Annotated in this window: 15 protein-coding genes and 1 pseudogene; 1 reads left to right on the forward strand and 15 read right to left on the reverse strand. The window is 43.0% G+C overall.

Annotated features, from left to right (window positions below; translation table 11 throughout):
• Positions 1–94: 94 nt before the first annotated feature.
• The 11 genes and pseudogenes from wzzB to CHU32_RS00690 form a co-directional block, all read right to left on the reverse strand.
• On the reverse strand, positions 95–1,075 hold the full coding sequence (gene wzzB, locus CHU32_RS00640) for an LPS O-antigen chain length determinant protein WzzB (RefSeq protein WP_103674160.1): 981 nt from the start codon (positions 1,073–1,075) through the stop codon (positions 95–97).
• Positions 1,076–1,192: 117 nt separating this feature from the next.
• Positions 1,193–2,071: a glucose-1-phosphate thymidylyltransferase RfbA gene (gene rfbA, locus CHU32_RS00645; protein ID WP_103674161.1), complete on the reverse strand. Its 879-nt coding sequence runs from the start codon at positions 2,069–2,071 to the stop codon at positions 1,193–1,195.
• Positions 2,072–2,095: 24 nt separating this feature from the next.
• On the reverse strand, positions 2,096–2,992 hold the full coding sequence (gene rfbD / locus CHU32_RS00650; protein WP_103674162.1) for a dTDP-4-dehydrorhamnose reductase: 897 nt from the start codon (positions 2,990–2,992) through the stop codon (positions 2,096–2,098).
• Entirely contained in the window at positions 2,992–4,077 is a 1,086-nt protein-coding gene (rfbB, locus tag CHU32_RS00655) for a dTDP-glucose 4,6-dehydratase (RefSeq protein ID WP_103674163.1), read from the reverse strand. The genes rfbD and rfbB overlap by 1 nt, the downstream gene beginning before the upstream one ends.
• 26 nt (positions 4,078–4,103) lie before the next feature.
• Positions 4,104–4,646: a dTDP-4-dehydrorhamnose 3,5-epimerase gene (gene rfbC / locus CHU32_RS00660; RefSeq protein ID WP_103674164.1), complete on the reverse strand. Its 543-nt coding sequence runs from the start codon at positions 4,644–4,646 to the stop codon at positions 4,104–4,106.
• Positions 4,647–4,665: 19 nt separating this feature from the next.
• Positions 4,666–6,093 carry an undecaprenyl-phosphate galactose phosphotransferase WbaP gene (wbaP, locus tag CHU32_RS00665; RefSeq protein WP_176691597.1) on the reverse strand — a complete coding sequence of 476 codons (1,428 nt, stop codon included), beginning with the start codon at positions 6,091–6,093 and terminating at the stop codon, positions 4,666–4,668.
• 5 nt (positions 6,094–6,098) lie between these two features.
• The gene (locus tag CHU32_RS00670) at positions 6,099–7,037 is read right to left on the reverse strand and encodes a glycosyltransferase family 2 protein (RefSeq protein ID WP_103674165.1); all 939 of its coding nucleotides are present in this window, start codon (positions 7,035–7,037) and stop codon (positions 6,099–6,101) included.
• Positions 7,037–8,176 (reverse strand): glycosyltransferase, encoded by a 1,140-nt coding sequence (locus tag CHU32_RS00675; protein ID WP_103674166.1) that lies wholly within the window; start codon positions 8,174–8,176, stop codon positions 7,037–7,039. Before CHU32_RS00675 ends, CHU32_RS00670 begins: the two co-directional genes overlap by 1 nt.
• Entirely contained in the window at positions 8,169–9,074 is a 906-nt protein-coding gene (locus CHU32_RS00680) for a glycosyltransferase family 2 protein (RefSeq protein WP_103674167.1), read from the reverse strand. Before CHU32_RS00680 ends, CHU32_RS00675 begins: the two co-directional genes overlap by 8 nt.
• Positions 9,075–9,190: 116 nt before the next feature.
• Positions 9,191–10,444 carry a flippase gene (locus CHU32_RS00685; RefSeq protein ID WP_103674168.1) on the reverse strand — a complete coding sequence of 418 codons (1,254 nt, stop codon included), beginning with the start codon at positions 10,442–10,444 and terminating at the stop codon, positions 9,191–9,193.
• A gap of 661 nt (positions 10,445–11,105) precedes the next feature.
• Positions 11,106–11,327 (reverse strand): annotated as a pseudogene (locus tag CHU32_RS00690) (UDP-glucose 6-dehydrogenase); the annotation flags it as partial.
• Positions 11,328–11,542: 215 nt separating this feature from the next.
• Here CHU32_RS00690 and CHU32_RS00695 point away from each other — a divergent pair.
• A complete protein-coding gene (locus CHU32_RS00695; protein WP_103674169.1) occupies positions 11,543–12,547 on the forward strand; it encodes an NAD-dependent epimerase in 1,005 nt (334 codons plus the stop codon).
• A 58-nt stretch (positions 12,548–12,605) separates the two neighbouring features.
• Here the strand turns inward: CHU32_RS00695 and ugd are convergent, their stop codons facing one another.
• The 4 genes from ugd to CHU32_RS00715 all read right to left on the reverse strand — a co-directional run bounded on the left by ugd (position 12,606) and on the right by CHU32_RS00715 (position 17,944).
• Positions 12,606–13,772 (reverse strand): UDP-glucose 6-dehydrogenase, encoded by a 1,167-nt coding sequence (gene ugd, locus CHU32_RS00700; RefSeq protein WP_103674170.1) that lies wholly within the window; start codon positions 13,770–13,772, stop codon positions 12,606–12,608.
• A gap of 261 nt (positions 13,773–14,033) precedes the next feature.
• Positions 14,034–15,440: an NADP-dependent phosphogluconate dehydrogenase gene (gene gndA, locus CHU32_RS00705; RefSeq protein ID WP_103674171.1), complete on the reverse strand. Its 1,407-nt coding sequence runs from the start codon at positions 15,438–15,440 to the stop codon at positions 14,034–14,036.
• 146 nt (positions 15,441–15,586) lie between these two features.
• Complete coding sequence (locus tag CHU32_RS00710; protein WP_103674172.1) at positions 15,587–16,735, reverse strand: O-antigen polymerase; 1,149 nt, start codon at positions 16,733–16,735, stop codon at positions 15,587–15,589.
• A gap of 105 nt (positions 16,736–16,840) precedes the next feature.
• Positions 16,841–17,944 (reverse strand): glycosyltransferase family 4 protein, encoded by a 1,104-nt coding sequence (locus CHU32_RS00715; protein WP_176691599.1) that lies wholly within the window; start codon positions 17,942–17,944, stop codon positions 16,841–16,843.

Below are 17,944 nucleotides of genomic sequence, written 5' to 3' on the forward strand. Positions count from 1 at the left end.
ATATACGTTACACCACCCTCCCTGGTAGTGTAATGGCTGGTCCGGCAAGCATCAATAAAATGATTGCAATACTTACCAGGAATCTTACTGCCTGTCATACATTTGCTTTATAATCACGCAATGCATTACGGGTTAATACAACACCAGCACCGATCATCAGCCCCAGGAATAAGCCAATAGCTACTGTTAAAGCACGTTTCGGACTGTCGCGGCGCACCGGCAATTTTGGCTTCATAACGTAACGATAAGAATGCAATTCAGAATCATCAATCTTAAGCGTATTGATTGCCATCAACGTCTGACGAGTCGCATAATAATCATCTGACAGTGCTAACGGGCGCGACTCTTCGTTTTTAACCATAGAAGCTAACGCATCGCTACCGAGCAAGAACATTGTATCCTGAGAAACTTGTTCAGCTTGTTGTGCCTGAGGCAATTTAATATTCGCCTGATTCGCCACGGTAAGCGCCTGATTAATTTGCGCCATCCGCTGATCCTTTTGCTCCTTAGCAATAGTCTCCTGGCGGGTTGAGGTTTGTTGTAGCTCTGCTGAACGAGCTTTAATATTCATCTGGAGATCGGCGCGTAGCTCTTTCGCTACTTCATCATCGACCTGTTGAATAGTCTCAGCTAACATTCTCTGCGCCAGTGCTGGTCCCTGATCAACATAAGATACTTTTATTGGGAGTCCCTGATCTTTCACGGCCGGTACGATATCAATAATTTTTTTATCTTCCCGATCGTTAACCGTCTCGGCAAGTGCTGAGAACGCAGCATTAAAGCGCTGAATAAAGTCCTGCTGAATGTTGGCCAGACCTGGGGCAGCAGGTCCGTACATGATATTCATTGCATTGCTATAAGCATTGATTTGACCAGCATCAGGTGCCGTAATAATTGACGTAGAGGTCCATTTCTCCTTCGCAATAAAAATATAACCCACCGATAAGACAATGCCGATAATAACCCAGATGGCAATTGTTTTTTTACCATGCCAAAGCTGCACCAGAAGGTCTATTAAATTAACCTGCTGGCGCTTTTTTGTGCGATTAACGTAACGCGTACTGGACTGATTCATATTAACCTTAAATGGAAATAATCATTCAAACTGATCGGAACGTAAATATTACTACGTGATATATCCTGCAAAGGAAGGTAATAACAACAGCCTGAAAATATCCAGGCTGTTGAGAAATTAATTAGTAGCCACTAATTTGATAAGGTACTTACCATAGTTATTTTTCGCCAGCGGTTCCGCCAGTTTGTGAACCTGTTCAGCGTTAATAAACCCCTTGCGGTAAGCAATTTCTTCCGGGCACGCTACTTTCAGGCCCTGACGTTCTTCGATAGTCGCAATAAAGTTGCTGGCCTCGATCAGGCTCTGGTGCGTACCCGTATCCAGCCAGGCATAGCCACGCCCCATCATCTCGACGGAAAGCTTACCCTGCTCCAGATAAAGCTGGTTGATATCAGTGATCTCAAGCTCACCGCGCGCTGACGGCTTCAGATTTTTTGCGAGAGAGACAACTTCGTTGTCATAGAAATACAGACCAGTAACAGCATAATTGCTCTTCGGTTTGACTGGCTTCTCTTCCAGTGAAATAGCCTTACCATTTTCATCAAACTCCGCCACGCCGTAGCGCTCCGGATCGTTGACATGATATGCAAATACGGTTGCGCCAGACGGTTGGTTCACGGCATTAGAAAGCAATTTAGGCAGGTCGTGACCGTAGAAAATATTGTCACCCAGTACCAGAGCGCAGCTATCGTTACCGATAAACTCCTCACCAATAATGAAAGCCTGGGCAAGGCCGTCCGGACTTTCCTGCACTTTATATTGCAGGTTGAGGCCCCACTGGCTGCCATCGCCGAGCAACTGCTCAAAACGCGGCGTATCCTGCGGCGTACTGATAATCAGAATATCGCGAATACCGGCGAGCATCAGGGTGGTCAGTGGATAGTAAATCATCGGTTTGTCATAAATTGGCAGCAATTGTTTACTCACCGCCATAGTGACCGGGTAAAGACGCGTGCCCGAGCCACCAGCCAGAATAATACCTTTACGAGTTGTCATTGTTTTATCTCTGTTGTTCTTGTATTAAAGCGCAGCTGTGAACAGTTCCGCCAGCATTCGTTCAACGCCAGCCTGCCACTGCGGCAACTGGAGATTAAACGTGCTCTGGAATTTTTCTGTCGACAAGCGGGAGTTATTCGGGCGACGAGCCGGGGTCGGATAAGCGCTGGTCGGCACTTTCTTCACTTCCTGAACGGCAAGCTCAATACCTGCCTCACGCGCCTTTGCAAAAACCAGCTCAGCATAGTCAGCCCAGGTGGTAATACCGGAGGCGACAAGATGATACAGCCCGGCGATGTCAGGCTTAACCAGTGCGGTACGAATAGCATGAGCGGTACAGTCAGCCAGCAGCTCTGCCCCGGTCGGCGCACCATATTGATCGCTGATAATAGAAAGCGTGTCGCGGGTTTTCGCCAGATTCAGCATTGTTTTGGCAAAGTTATTTCCCTTACCGGCATAAACCCAACTGGTGCGGAGAATAAGATGTTTATCGCAATGCTGCTGCAATGCCTGCTCACCAGCAAGCTTTGTCTCACCATAGACGTTAAGTGGTCCGGTCGCATCTGTCTCTTTCCACGGCGTTTCACCATCACCAGGGAAAACGTAATCGGTAGAGTAGTGAACAACCCAGGCACCCAGCTTCTGTGCTTCACGGGCGATAGCTTCCACGCTCTGCGCATTCAGCAGGTACGCCAGATCTGGCTCGGATTCCGCTTTATCCACAGCGGTATGCGCCGCCGCGTTAACGATCACGTCCGGGCGTAAACGGCGCACGGTTTCCGCTACACCTTCCGGTTTGGTAAAATCGCCGCAAAAATCCGTAGAGTTAAAATCCAGCGCCGTCAGGTTTCCCAGCGGCGCTAACGCACGCTGCAGTTCCCAACCTACCTGACCACTCTTACCGAATAACAAAATATTCATTACGCGCGATCCTTATAGTTCTGATCGATCCAGTTGGCATAGGCACCACTTTTCACGTTATTCACCCACGCCTGATTATCCAGATACCATTGCACCGTTTTGCGGATGCCGGTTTCAAAACTTTCCTGCGGTGACCAGTTAAGTTCACGCTGAATTTTATCGGCATCAATCGCATAACGGCGATCGTGGCCCGGACGGTCAGCCACCCAGGTAATGAGATCGCGATACGACGTTGCGGATGGAGCCAATTCGTTGAGCAGATCGCAAATGGTATGCACCACTTCGATATTTTTCTTCTCGTTATGGCCGCCGATATTATACGTCTCACCCGGCTTGCCCCGGGTCAGTACGCAATAAAGCGCGCGAGCGTGATCTTCAACGTACAGCCAGTCGCGGATCTGATCGCCTTTACCATAAATCGGCAGCGGCTTACCTTCCAGCGCGTTCAGGATCACCAGTGGGATCAGTTTTTCCGGAAAGTGGAACGGGCCATAATTGTTAGAGCAGTTGGTCACAATAGTTGGCAAACCGTAAGTACGTTTCCAGGCGCGAACCAGGTGGTCGCTGGAGGCTTTGGATGCAGAATACGGGCTGCTCGGCGCGTAAGCTGTCGTTTCGGTAAACAGCGGCAGTGGTTCATTGCCGGTCCACTCATCCGGATGCGGCAAATCACCATACACTTCATCAGTAGAGATATGATGGAAACGAAACGCCGCTTTGCGTGCGGCATCCAGTTGATTCCAGTAAGCTCGCGCAGCTTCTAACAGCGTGTAAGTCCCGACCACGTTGGTTTCGATAAAATCAGCAGGCCCGGTAATAGAGCGATCCACGTGACTTTCGGCCGCCAGGTGCATCACCAGATCAGGCTGGTGATCGGCAAAAATACGCTCCATGGCTGCTTTATCACAGATATCTGCTTTCTCAAAAGCGTAGCGCTCACTCTCTGCCACGCTCTCCAGTGACTCAAGGTTACCGGCGTAGGTTAATTTATCAACATTAACAACGTGATCGGTTGTGTTCTCAATAATATGACGAACCACCGCAGAACCAATAAAACCCGCGCCACCCGTTACCAGAATTTTCATCAAATGAGCCTTAATGTCGTAATTATTTAAAGTTGAGCAACGTATTCTTTGAAAGTCATTCCCTTCATATCTTTCTCAGACAGAATAGGGTTGGTGACCTGCCAGTCGATATTCAGATCGGCATCATTCCACAGGATGCATTTTTCACTTTGCGGATCGTAGTAATTAGTACATTTGTATTCGAAATCGACGGTATCGGAGAGAACGACAAAACCGTGCGCCAGTCCCGGCGGGATCCAGAATTGCTTTTTGTTGCTTTCGCTGAGAATGACGGATTCCCATACGCCAAAGGTGGGGGAATCTTTGCGGATGTCAACCGCGACGTCCAGCACTTCGCCCTGCACTACGCGGACCAGCTTGCCCTGTGGGTTGTTAGTTTGGAGATGCAAACCACGCAGGACGTTCTTCACGGAACGAGAATGGTTATCCTGAATAAAATCGAGATCGATATTCAGCATTTCCTTGTAACGCTGGGCATTAAAGGTTTCCAGAAAAAAACCGCGCGCATCTTCAAAAACGCGGGGCTCGATAATTTTCACACCCGCGATTTTGGTGTCAATAACGTTCATCATCATTCCTTTCGTACTTTTAATATGCGCCGTCACGTTTCAGAACGACGCCGACAGTTTTAAATAATATAACGATATCGTTCCACAAAGACCAGTTCTTGACGTACCACGAATCAAAGTAGACGCGTTTTTCATAATCAACGTCATTACGTCCGCTGACCTGCCACAGCCCGGTCATACCGGGTTTAGCCATGCGGTAGTAGTCCGCATCATCACAATAGCGCAGCAGTTCTTCGGCAATTACCGGTCTGGGCCCGACCAGGCTCATCTCGCCTTTCAAGACGTTAAACAGCTGCGGGAGTTCATCAAGACTGGTACGGCGGATAAACTTACCGATTGGAGTAATACGTGGATCGTCGCGTAACTTAAAGTCTTTATCCCACTCAGCCCGTGCCACCGGATCGTTTTCCAGTAAGTTTTGCAAAACCTCCTGAGAATTCATGACCATTGAACGAAACTTAAGGCATTTAAACAGTCGGCCTTTGCGACCTACGCGTTCATGGCCATAGATGGCATAGCCACCATCTTTTTTCACCTGCAGGCTAAGATAGATAAACAGCGGCGAAAGCATGATAAGCAGCAGGCTGGAAACCACAATATCAAACGTGCGTTTAACAAAGCGGGAACTGCGTTTTGCCAGGTTATTGTTGACGCGTAATAACAGGACTTCGTGACTGAAAATAAATGCCATGTCCGTGCCGTACAGGGGTACGCCGCGAATAGTCGGGATGACGGAGATAGAACGGCATTTTTTCTTAGTCAGGTTTTTAAGCCATATCTCCAGCTGCTGAGCATCGCTTTCATCGAAAGCAAGTATGTACTGAATATTTTTATAATCTCTGAGGCGATAAATCTCTTCCTCGGAACTCAGTACCTTAATGTCTCCGTTAATCGGGACATCGTGCCCATTAACAGAATAAAAATACTGAATATCATATCCCAGGTTTTTTTCACTCATTAATGCCTGATAAGCATCATAAGCATTGATACCGCCGCCAAGAATGATGGTTTTTTTCTTCCACATGCCCAGTTTGTTGAGCAACAGCTTGATAAGTTTCCTGCCCACGGGTATGAAAACAAAAATACCGCTCCATGTGAATACCCAGAGATAACGGGAAAAATGCCATTTTGAGAATGCCACCATCGCCAAATCGATGATCGCAAAAATGACAATGGTACGTAGTATCTCTTTAAGTTCATTCCAGAAAGGCTTACGGTATGTATAATGTCGTAAGCGTATCCCAAACCATGCTACCGCAATAAAGCCCAGGGCAAAATGCGAAAGCACGCGGAAATTATAATCTTCCTGCGGCAAAAATGGGGAAAGGTCACCACCAAAAAACTGCTTTGTCAGCCACATTGCCACAAATAAACACGAAATATAGATACCAAAATCCATTAATGCAAAAAGGTATTTAGGTATAAAATGACGAACGCTATTACTCATTATACTCACCTGTTGTAAGCGCTACTGTCCCAGTACCTTCTGTGCATACTCATTTTCTTAACGAGCGAGAACGGTAGAGACTTATATTTCAAACCAAGTTTATAGCCAAGTAATTTAGCAGCATTATTAGCAAACGCTTTAGGCAATAATAATGGATTGTGTTTAATTAAATAGCTTATTTCTGATTTAATGAATTTACTACCCTCTGAAGAAACACCGTTGAACTCTTTTTGAATCCAGGGTTCATCATAATGAAACACACCGATGTCAAAATAGCGTTTAAACTCCTCAGTCGTAGAGTAGTTATGTGAGTGACGAGCTGCAGCATCGGCGCAATAGCCCGTTTTTAAATTTTGCTGGAGTGCCCTGGCGGCAAAATACATGTCTTCACACAGGATAGTATCAACAGGAAAGCCGCCGATACGCTGAAAATCAGCCACCTTGTAAGCTGAAAATGAGTTCGACATGAAGACCGTTTTAATACCGCGTAATGAAATGTCCTGCCGCTGATTTACCAGTGAGCGATCGCCGTAGTTAAAGTAACGCGCATGCGCCGCCACCGCGTTGGCATCTAAATGCGGCAGCTGTTTACCATAGGCGGCACTGAGATCGTGCTCGATCATATAATTGACCAGAGTAGTAACGGCATCACTCGTGTGCAGGATTGCATCCTGTGTAAGCAGCACGACGTAGTCTTTATCGTGGAAAATGTCCATTGCCACATTTCGTGTACCGCCGTGATTAAATTCACTCTGAGCGATCTCATGGACAGCAAAACCGTATTGTTTTGCAACCTGCTGGGTGTTGTCCCGGCTTTGAGAATCAATCACGACAACATCAATACCGGCCTGGCAATTCTGGTGAATAGCGTGCGCTGCCTGCTCCCAGATTTTTCCGCCATTATAAGTTACGACAGCAATACCTATTTTTACAGGAGAACTCATTATTTTGTTTCCAGAGAATCAAGAATATTTTTTACTAAAGCATCCCAGCTATGGCTAACTAAATATGCCGGATCATCAACAAAACTTGTTGTACTAAAAATATTTTTTCCTTCACAGAGAGCTGTTAACTTTTCTGCCAGGTGCGTTACATCATCCGGTGGGAAAAAGGCAACCTTACCGTAATCACCTAATGTCTCATGAGCATAGGGTAATTCAGCGCAAAGGATCGGCAAATTGAACGCCTTTGCTTCAGAAAGCGGCAACCCCCATGTCTCAAGTTTAGAAGGAAAGATCAGGGCATCTGTTTCGTTACGATACATCTCATCCAACCGCTGTTTACTCTGGAGGCCGATAAAGCAAATATTATCAAGCTGACGTCTTTCGCATTCTTCAATAATGTAATCACCAAATTTAGTCATTCCCTTGTCAAACGTCAGTCGGATCTGGATCCGATTGTAAACCTCACGCTGTTGCTGCTTAAGAAGGTCCATCGCTTCAACCAGCACAGAAAAATTCTTAAAAGTACGGGGAAAAGCAGGATAAAGTAATCTTTTGAAGCTGTCGGGTTCTACAGTGGTACGCCTGTGCTCATCGTCTTTTCTGATATTAGCCACCGGACGCGCAACCATAATGTTATTAATGCCGTAGGTTTTCTGAAAATAGCGCGCAATCCACTGTTGCTGAACAATCACATAGCGGTTCGCTTTAATATTAATACCATACAAAAACTTATAGAACTTAGTAAATAAGTAAAATGTGCGGTCATACTTTAAATCAACACTGCTGGACTGATAAAAAGGTGATGGATTATGGCAATAAACAAACTGATTCGGGACTGCCACGCGAGCTGACATATCGTGCAAAGAAATCCATGCGTCAGGTTTAAGCTCTTTGCTTAACGCATAGCTGGTCACATATTCAAATTTTATGCGTTTAAACCAGCTGGTTTTAATTTCTTTGTACTCACGAAACTCAACGTTGGGTAAGCCAACATAGTCATTAAACAGTGCAATATCATGAACCAGACAAATGAGTTTAACACCATGTACTTTACTAAAAGTGTCAATCATGGAGCGATACACGGTCAAAATCCCGCCCTCAACCATATTGACACCTGAAAGAACAATTAACTTATCCATGAATCAACCAAAATATTGAAAAAATAATAGTGTACGTCATTCTCTCTTTATAGTAAGGCAGGATGTTATTTTTAATAAATAATACCTTATCCTTTAACGAGATTCGACTTTGTGCATCTTTATGATGGAACATGAGATACATAAGACGAGCGGATACCACCGATCGTTTGATTCCATTCAGGGTCTTCCTGAACCTTTTAATTCGAGCCAGTAAACCGCGCTGATGAGCACCAACAACATTGGCTGAGTGCTGACGATATTTTATTAATGCCTGAGGTACGTAAAATATTTTACCATGTAACGCAGCCTGGAAAGCGTACCAGTGATCGTGCATAGCGATGTTCGCGGGGACGTTACCAGCCATATTCAATAAAAGCCGGTTCATTATTGTCGTACAACCGTATACCGACGAACGCCAAAGTAGATAATTTATATTAAGATTGTTTTCAGGCGTAAGCTGCGAAAAACGGTAAAAATCATGGTGAATGGTGTGTAAATGCTCGTCTACCACATGCAGATTGGAAAAACCGAGACACGGATTCATTGTGCCATTGACGTTTTCAGTTTCGCATATCCGTGCAAGCATCACTTCAATTTTATTATTTTCCCACACATCATCTTGATCGCTAAACAAAATGTAGTCTGCATCGCTATATTGCAATCCATAATTAAAATTGCTTACCACACCTGTTGAATCAGGACAAATATGCAGGCTAACCCGCGCATCCGTTGCAGCAATGCGCTTTACAATAGCTACAGTGGAATCTGTAGAACCGTCATCCGTGACAATTAGCCTTAGTGCAATGTGTGTTTGCCCCAGAATAGATTCAATTTGTTCTTGTATATATTTTTCGCCATTGTGCGTGGCGAGAATGACGTCAACAACCCTATTACCCATAGTATTCATTGGCCTTGAACAATGCAAAATTGTCTTAATCAGATAACATCATTTGTAGGAAATATTTTGTTATGACTATCAGTAACTGAGCCACAGAGACTTTAACTAAAACAAACCTAATATTTTAGCTTTACTATTTTTCGTGAGAAATAGATCAATACCAAAGCATCAAATGTCATACGTGCCGTCCACGCAATCGCAGTACCCAGCAAACCATAGTGAAGGGTTAAAAGATAAAGCGCCAGTAAGTAAGGCACAATCTCGCACATATGAATAAATGCGGTGATTTTAGCACGACCTAACGCTTGAATAGAGGAATAAGGTATTTGCGCTATCGAGTTCATATAGAATCCGATAATCAACACCCGCAGAATATTTGCTGAGTGTTCACCGAGTTCCGCCCCCATCCATAATGTCATAAGTTGTTGTGCAAGAAGAAGGCATACAATAACAACCGGTAAACATGCAACCGTCATTAGTACAAAGCTTTGCTTTTCAAGTTTTGTTCTTTCTTCAAGTGTCTTAGCGTAACTAAGCTTAGGAAACAACGCTCTTGACAGTGCAGCCGGAATATTTAATAACCGCCCTACCCCCTCGGAAGGTGCAGTATAGTAAGCTATTTTGTTTGCCCCGAGAAGATTGGAAATAATAAAACGATCGCAATAAACCATTAGTGGACTAATAATATTGCTAACGGTCAGCCATCCGCCAAATTTTACCAAACGGTAGAATGTTTCTTTATAAAACTTAACGCCGCTGCTAATGATAATTTCACGACATATCACCAGCGTAATAAGAAATGAAATGACTCGCCCTACGACTAACCCAAGAATAGCGGATTTTAACGACGCATCAAAAAGACAAAACAATGCGGGAAAACCAGCAATAGCAGAGTTACTGATGGTCTTTTGAATGTTGATATTGAAGAACTTTTCATGACCTTCAAGCCAACCCAGCCATACCTGATTTAACAAATATATGGGTATTACCAGTGACAGAAATGCAAACGATTGTCGCACCTCCTGCGTATTACTCACCGAAACCTTCAGGAGGGTACCAAGATGTGGTGTGCTGATATAAAGGAGGAGAGCCGCAACAACACCAAGGATAAAAACAACGGTACTGGCAGTAGAAATGATTTTTTGTTGCTCCCCTTGGTCAGCGCGATACATCGAAATTTCTCTGATGACTGCCCGACTAAGGCCAGCATCAAATATGCTGGCATAACCTACAATAGCAAAAGCTAGCGTAAAAATACCGAATGCTTCAACGCCAATTGCACGCGCCAGGAAGCCCAGCGCTGGTACCGCGATCAAAGTGGGAATCGCAAACCCGGCCAAATTGTAAACGCTATTCTTTATTAAACTCATAATTTTTCTGTAATAGATAAAAAAGCAAGATGCGTGGGAACAGCCAGGCACGCTACCGCCCCTGGCTTAACAGCTACCAGTGCACTGATCTGTAACCCAATTGGCCAGACTGACCTTGCGCAGGTCTGGAGTGATACCTACAGGCCAAAATTCTGCGATATTGTCGTTTGTATCATTACCAGATACAAGTAGCATTTTTGGTTATAATTTAACCCAACCATATAAAAAAAGACGTAGTCACACGTCAGATTTCAACTGAACAGGGCCATAGTAAGGGCAATATTTATACTATTCATAGCGCAGGTACCAGATACGAATGTGAATGCATCTCAAACTTTTTCCCATAGCCAGTGTGTTCATACCGCCCTTCTTCCCTCATACGCTGCCAGGCAATCCAGGAACGCTTAACCGCCTGAAAAAATGAGTAAAGTAATCTAATATGATGTGACATTATAGCCACTTCCGGTCACACCGCCAGCGAATGTCCATGCTTCGTCATGGGATTTGGGCCAACGGTATACCTTTTAAGCGTTCTGAGCGCTAAGAATCTTCGCAAAACCTATCGGTGCTGACATATGTAAAAAAACCCCAGGGATTAGCTGGGGCTTTGAAGGCTATTACGTGCTTTATGTATTAAGACGTATAGTAATATTTGTCTTGCTTAATCACCGCCAAACAGATCTCGCGTATAAACTTTATCCGCCACATCCAACAACTCATCAGCCATACGGTTCGAGACAATCACATCCGCTTCGTTTTTAAACGCAGCCAGATCGCGCACTACGCGTGAGTGGAAAAATTCATCTTCCGCCATTACTGGCTCATAAACGATAACCTCGACACCCTTTGCCTTGATGCGTTTCATGATTAAACGGAGAATGCTGATGCCTTGCAGCATGAATCCTGTTGCAGTGTGAACTCATAGCATGCTATTGGACTAGACATATAAGATTTGGCCTATCAAAAAAATGTGTATCAGTTAGCCAACTCATACTTTTTTAGTAGTTGATAAGCCAAACCTAAATTAATGATTAGAAACCAATATAAATCAAGGTAAGATAAAGCCAGATAAGAAAAAACTCATATAAGGAGAAATACATGAAGTTTTTGATCACTGGTGCGGCAGGGTTTATCGGCTTTCACGTATCTCAGCGCCTTCTTGAAGCAGGTCACGAAGTCACTGGGATCGACAATCTTAATGATTACTATGAAGTTACGCTGAAAGAAGCTCGTCTGGCGCAGATAACGTCACCACATTTCGTCTTCAAAAAAATTGATCTCGCCGACCGGATAGCAATGGAACAACTCTTTTCTGAGGGTAAGTTCGACCGGGTCATCCATCTTGCGGCACAAGCGGGAGTTCGCTATTCAATCGAAAACCCACATGCCTATGCTGAGTCTAATCTGATGGGGCATTTAAATATCCTTGAAGGATGCAGGCATAACAAAGTAAAACATCTACTTTATGCTTCCTCAAGCTCAGTATATGGTTTGAACCGTAAGATGCCATTTTCAACCGAAGATTCAGTTGATCATCCGGTGTCTTTATATGCAGCGACAAAAAAAGCCAATGAGCTAATGTCACATACTTATTCGCATCTGTATGGGTTACCTACCACCGGGCTGCGCTTCTTCACCGTCTACGGTCCATGGGGAAGACCTGACATGGCTCTTTTCAAATTTACTAAAGCCATGATTGCGGGTAAAAGTATTGATGTTTATAACTATGGTAAAATGAAACGTGACTTTACCTATATTGATGATATAGCTGAAGCAATTGTTCGCCTTCAGGATGTCATCCCTCGGGAAGATGCTGAATGGACCGTCGAAAATGGCTCACCTGCAACAAGCTCTGCACCTTATCGAGTCTACAATATCGGTAATAGTTCTCCTGTTGAATTAATGGACTACATCACTGCACTCGAAGAAGCTCTTGGAATTGAAGCAGAAAAAAATATGATGCCGATTCAGGCGGGGGATGTGTTAGAAACAAGCGCTGATACTCAGGCTCTGTATGAAGTGATTGGATTCAAACCTGAGACTAGCGTCAAGAAAGGCGTCGCTAATTTCGTAGAGTGGTATAAGCAATATTATAATGTGTAAAAATAAAAGCCCTCAGAACGAGGGCTCGTTTCTTTTTTTGCAAATATAAATTATTTAGTCAATCGCCACCAAAGAGATCGCGCGTGTAAACTTTCGACGCGACATCTGTTAGCTCTTCAGCCATACGATTCGAGATGATAACGTCAGCCTCTTTTTTAAAAGCTTCAATATCTCGAATCACGCGAGAATGAAAAAATTCATCTTCGGCCATTACCGGCTCATAAACAATAACTTCTACGCCCTTCGCCTTAATGCGTTTCATGATCCCCTGGATGGACGAGGCGCGGAAGTTATCTGAGCCACTTTTCATAATCAGGCGATACACCCCTACCACTTTTGGTTTCCGCGCAAGAATAGAATCCGCAATGAAGTCTTTACGAGTGCGGTTAGCATCAACAATGGCTGAAATGAGATTATTGGGAACTGCTTCATAGTTCGCTAGTAATTGCTTAGTATCTTTTGGCAGACAGTAGCCGCCATAGCCAAAGGAAGGATTGTTATAGTGGCTGCCGATACGTGGATCCAGACAAACGCCTTCGATAATTTGTCTCGTATTGAGGCCCAGGCTCTCAGCGTAGCTGTCCAGCTCGTTAAAGTACGCCACGCGCATTGCCAGGTAGGTATTAGCAAAGAGTTTAATGGCTTCGGCTTCCGTTGAGTCAGTAAATAGCACTGGCACATCTTTCTTAATAGCTCCCTCCTGAAGCAGTGCCGCGAAACGTTCAGCACGTTCTGAGCGTTCACCAATCACAATGCGTGACGGATGCAAGTTGTCATAGAGCGCCCTGCCCTCACGCAAAAATTCAGGAGAGAATATAATGTTATCAACGTTCAGTTCTTTTTTAATCGCTTCTGTAAATCCCACCGGGATGGTTGACTTGATGACCATCACCGCCGAAGGATTGATTGCAGTGACATCGCGGATAACGCTTTCTACAGACGAGGTGTTGAAGTAATTGGTCTTAGGATCATAGTCGGTTGGCGTCGCGATGATGACATAATCGGCATCGCGATAAGCTTCGTGCTTATCAGTCGTAGCCCGAAAATTCAGGTCCTTATCAGCCAAATATTGCTGGATCTCTTTATCGATAATAGGAGACTTTTTCTGATTTAACATATCCACTTTAGCCGGGACGATATCTAATGCCACGACCTCATGATTTTGAGCAATCAAAATGCCATTTGATAAACCAACGTAGCCTGTACCAGAAATTGTTATTTTCATTAGAGAGCAACTTTAGTGAGTTTAAATGTGGAGGAGATGACTATACAGCCACCACGATATTCATCAGCTGTGAGAGTTTTTAACCCCGGAACTTATGGGCTGTCAAGAGGGGTATTTTAGGGCGCATAAGTTGTACCAACGGGAAACAGTGAGGTTTTTCTTAAAATTATTATAAATCGAGCGTGTGTATAAAGGAATGCAAGCAAAAAAGCCCGGTATTTTATTTACCCGGGCTTTATTCTGACGATTTTCTAAATCAGATTAATCCAGCCATTCAGTGTGGAACACACCGTCTTTATCAGTACGCTTGTAAGTATGCGCACCAAAGTAATCACGCTGCGCCTGAATCAGGTTGGCAGGCAGTACAGCAGAGCGATAGCTGTCATAGTAAGCGACAGCAGCCGAGAAGGTCGGAACCGGGATACCGTTCTGCACCGCATAGGCAACCACATCACGCAACGCCTGCTGGTAGTCATCAGCAATTTGCTTAAAGTATGGCGCTAAAAGCAGGTTGGCGATGCCGGCATTTTCGGCGTAAGCGTCGGTGATCTTCTGCAGGAACTGCGCACGAATGATACAGCCCGCACGAAAGATCTTCGCGATCTCGCCGTAGTTGAGATCCCAGTTATGTTCATCAGACGCGGCACGAAGCTGTGAGAAGCCCTGCGCATAGGAGACAATCTTGCCCAGATAGAGCGCACGGCGCACTTTCTCAACAAACTCAGCTTTATCAGCAGCGGGTTTCGCCTGAGGACCACTCAGCACTTTCGACGCGGCTACGCGCTGTTCTTTAAGAGATGATATATAGCGAGCAAACACAGACTCAGTGATCAGCGACAGCGGCTCGCCCAGATCAAGTGAACTCTGGCTGGTCCATTTACCGGTACCTTTGTTAGCCGCTTCATCCAGAATCACATCAACCAGGTATTTACCTTCTTCATCTTTCTTAGTGAAGATATCTTTGGTGATGTCGATCAGATAGCTGCTCAACTCGCCTTCGTTCCACTCAGTAAAGATGGACGCCAGCTCATCATTAGACAGGTTCAGCCCACCTTTCAGCAGCGCGTAGGCTTCTGCGATCAGCTGCATGTCACCATATTCGATACCGTTATGCACCATTTTAACATAGTGACCTGCACCGTCCGGACCGATATACGTCACGCAAGGTTCGCCATCTTCCGCAACGGCAGCGATTTTGGTCAGGATTGGCGCAACGAGCTCGTAAGCATCTTTCTGACCGCCGGGCATGATTGACGGCCCTTTAAGCGCGCCCTCTTCGCCACCGGACACGCCAGTGCCGATAAAGTTAAAGCCTTCTTCAGACAGCTCACGGTTACGGCGAATGGTGTCCTGGAAGAAAGTGTTGCCACCATCAATGATGATGTCGCCTTTATCCAGATACGGTTTCAGGGAATCAATGGCGCTGTCAGTACCCGCGCCCGCTTTCACCATTAACAGGATACGACGCGGCGTTTCAAGAGACTCAACGAACTCCTGCACCGTGTAGTAAGGAACCAGTTTCTTACCGGGGTTCTCGGCGATAACCTCTTCGGTCTTTTCACGGGAGCGGTTGAAAACGGAGACGGTATAACCACGGCTCTCGATGTTGAGCGCCAGGTTGCGCCCCATCACTGCCATACCGACGACGCCGATCTGTTGCTTGGACATTGTTTACTCCTGTCAGGACTATATTCAGCTTTGTATGTGCTGCTTAGAATATAGTCTATATTACTAAAGAATGTATTGAAGCACTAGAGAATTTACCACACTTGAGACTAATAGCGTTAAGATTCTTAAAAACAAGAATCACCTTATTATTTTAAAGTTTCTACTTTTCGCTTTCTGAAAAAATGAAAAAGATAAGTAATACCAAAAAGGTATACAAGGTATTTTGAAGATGTATATTGATTATTGATAATTTGATAAACCAATGGGAAATATAAGATTGAGCTAAAGATTATTATCAAAGAATTTTTTCGTCTTTTAGCAATCTTATGTAATCCATTATGTAAAAAACCAATCACAAACATTGTTAAAATATACGCTATGTAGCCTACATCAAAAAAGTCGTATATAATGGTATAAACATTTGTATGAAAATAACCAATGTCATAGAATGGCATTATAATACAATCTAGCCCCTCATTTATACAATAGGAAGAGGATATGGTCGTGAAATTTAGGCTATCTAATGCATATAGATTAGCTATTGTATAATTACCTATGTTTGATAAAATAACTTCTATTATCCCATTTCCTTCTGATAATTTATTAAGTGCGAGCAAAGAAAGGAAAAAAACTGCCATAAACCCTAAACAGGAAAATATTATTAACCGAGTGCTATTTTTTTTATAATATGCTCTAATACATATCCATGTGATAAATATTATTAAAAGTTTAACTTTAGCTGTTGCCATAATCGCATAAGCAATTGAGAATAAGAAGTTAAAAATAAATCGCCTTTTCGCTTCTTTATTTAAAGAGTCGTTGTAATATGCTGCAGCGGAAATAAAGAAAACAGGGTAAATTAAGTAATACATATAACCAAAAGCAATAAAAAATGCATCTGGATCACCATAATTAATTATGATTCTCAATCCAATATAAAAGTTGGAATTAACTGCAAGCCCTTCTTTAATCATATTTATAGCCAAAAAAGCCGTTATAATATATATTGGTATTACAAACAACTGGCGTACAGGGCGGACCTGAGTTGAAGGAACTTTAAAATCCACAAATATTTTGGAGAATAATCCCCCGACAAAAAATGAGAAACATCCTGAGCAAATCCATAAAAGAGTCAGATTAGAGATAGTATAAAAATATGTTTCATAAAAGCTTGCTAAAAAAAGTACAGTTGCCCACAATATAAGTGTTACAAAGGTGGGGGAACCTTTACCATTACTTATTAATTTTTCACCTATGGCCAATGCGATAAGGAATGCTATAGCTAAATAAATCATATGAGCAACCGGTGTAGTTGAAATGATGCAATTTCGTGTTGATGTATTTTATTTCAAGTATTAATAAATACACAAAATAATAGTTACAGGCTTTACAAGAGCTAACTATATTTTATTTATGACATCAATATACTTTTCAATAATTATCTTTTCATCAAAGCTATTCATAATTTTTACTCTACTTTGCATACCCATTTCCGCCCTTTTATCGTCGGGAAGCTCAATAAATTTTTCAATACAATCAAATAAACTTTTTGTAGATCGCATTTCGCAAAGAAAACCATTAATAGTATCATCTACAACTTCTCTACAACCTATATTATCAGTAGTAATGATTGGTTTTCCCATTGCAGCCGCTTCAAGAAGCGATTTTGGAACTCCTTCTCTATAGTATGAAGGTAGGACCACGCAATCCATATCTTTAATATCGTGCTCGACGCAATCGCTGAAACCAAGATATTTAACAACATTAATTCGTTCCCATTCCTTTATGTCAGCATTTGAAATTCCTGATGGATTATTTAAATCGAGTGGTCCTAAAAGGTAAAACTCTACATAATTATACTTTTCCAATATTAATTTTGCAGCTTCAATATAATGATAGATCCCCTTCTCTGCGATTAATCTTGCGACTAAAATAAACTTTAATTCGGTGGATTTATTTTTAGGCGAAACTTGAAACCGAGAAAGATCAACACCAGAACCGGGCAATCTATCACTTTTATTAATATCTATAATTTTAAGGTTTAAAAACAAATTTCGATCTTCTTCATTTTGAAAGAAAATGAAATCTGCTTTTGATTGACTAATTTTGTACAGCAACGATACAAGTTTAGAGAAAAAATTATTTTTGGTAAAGATTACTCCAAGTCCTGCAATATTGTTAACTATTTTTATTCTATTTAACCAAGCTGCTAGAGTTGAATATATATTATTTTTAGGGGTAAAATTTAAAACGATTGAGATGTTTTCTCTTCTAAATATACGATAGAAGTCAAAAAATGTTTTAAAGTCTTTATAAAGATTTTTCCCACTTCTATCTATTTTAATATCACTAAATTTACATCCTAGCTTCATTAATCGAGAACTATATTCATCGAGAGGCGCGATGGCGTATACTTCATGATTTTGTTTAATTAATTCTAAGATTGTATTTTTTCTAAAATTATATAAATACCAGCTAGTGTTAGCTGTGATAGCTATTTTCAT

This window comes from Superficieibacter electus, from assembly GCF_002915575.1.
Lineage (GTDB): Bacteria > Pseudomonadota > Gammaproteobacteria > Enterobacterales > Enterobacteriaceae > Superficieibacter > Superficieibacter electus.

Excerpts from the sequence above, each read along its gene's own strand:
- CHU32_RS00675 (WP_103674166.1), bottom strand. The coding sequence starts at position 8,176 with ATGGATAAGTTAATTGTTCTTTCAGGTGTCAATATGGTTGAGGGCGGG.
- rfbB (WP_103674163.1), bottom strand. The coding sequence starts at position 4,077 with ATGAAAATTCTGGTAACGGGTGGCGCGGGTTTTATTGGTTCTGCGGTG.
- CHU32_RS00680 (WP_103674167.1), bottom strand. The coding sequence starts at position 9,074 with ATGGGTAATAGGGTTGTTGACGTCATTCTCGCCACGCACAATGGCGAA.
- wzzB (WP_103674160.1), bottom strand. The coding sequence starts at position 1,075 with ATGAATCAGTCCAGTACGCGTTACGTTAATCGCACAAAAAAGCGCCAG.
- CHU32_RS00685 (WP_103674168.1), bottom strand. The coding sequence starts at position 10,444 with ATGAGTTTAATAAAGAATAGCGTTTACAATTTGGCCGGGTTTGCGATT.
- gndA (WP_103674171.1), bottom strand. The coding sequence starts at position 15,440 with ATGTCCAAGCAACAGATCGGCGTCGTCGGTATGGCAGTGATGGGGCGC.
- CHU32_RS00695 (WP_103674169.1), top strand. The coding sequence starts at position 11,543 with ATGAAGTTTTTGATCACTGGTGCGGCAGGGTTTATCGGCTTTCACGTA.
- CHU32_RS00715 (WP_176691599.1), bottom strand. The coding sequence starts at position 17,944 with ATGAAAATAGCTATCACAGCTAACACTAGCTGGTATTTATATAATTTT.
- CHU32_RS00670 (WP_103674165.1), bottom strand. The coding sequence starts at position 7,037 with ATGAGTTCTCCTGTAAAAATAGGTATTGCTGTCGTAACTTATAATGGC.
- CHU32_RS00710 (WP_103674172.1), bottom strand. The coding sequence starts at position 16,735 with ATGATTTATTTAGCTATAGCATTCCTTATCGCATTGGCCATAGGTGAA.
- ugd (WP_103674170.1), bottom strand. The coding sequence starts at position 13,772 with ATGAAAATAACAATTTCTGGTACAGGCTACGTTGGTTTATCAAATGGC.
- rfbD (WP_103674162.1), bottom strand. The coding sequence starts at position 2,992 with ATGAATATTTTGTTATTCGGTAAGAGTGGTCAGGTAGGTTGGGAACTG.
- rfbA (WP_103674161.1), bottom strand. The coding sequence starts at position 2,071 with ATGACAACTCGTAAAGGTATTATTCTGGCTGGTGGCTCGGGCACGCGT.
- wbaP (WP_176691597.1), bottom strand. The coding sequence starts at position 6,093 with ATGAGTAATAGCGTTCGTCATTTTATACCTAAATACCTTTTTGCATTA.
- rfbC (WP_103674164.1), bottom strand. The coding sequence starts at position 4,646 with ATGAACGTTATTGACACCAAAATCGCGGGTGTGAAAATTATCGAGCCC.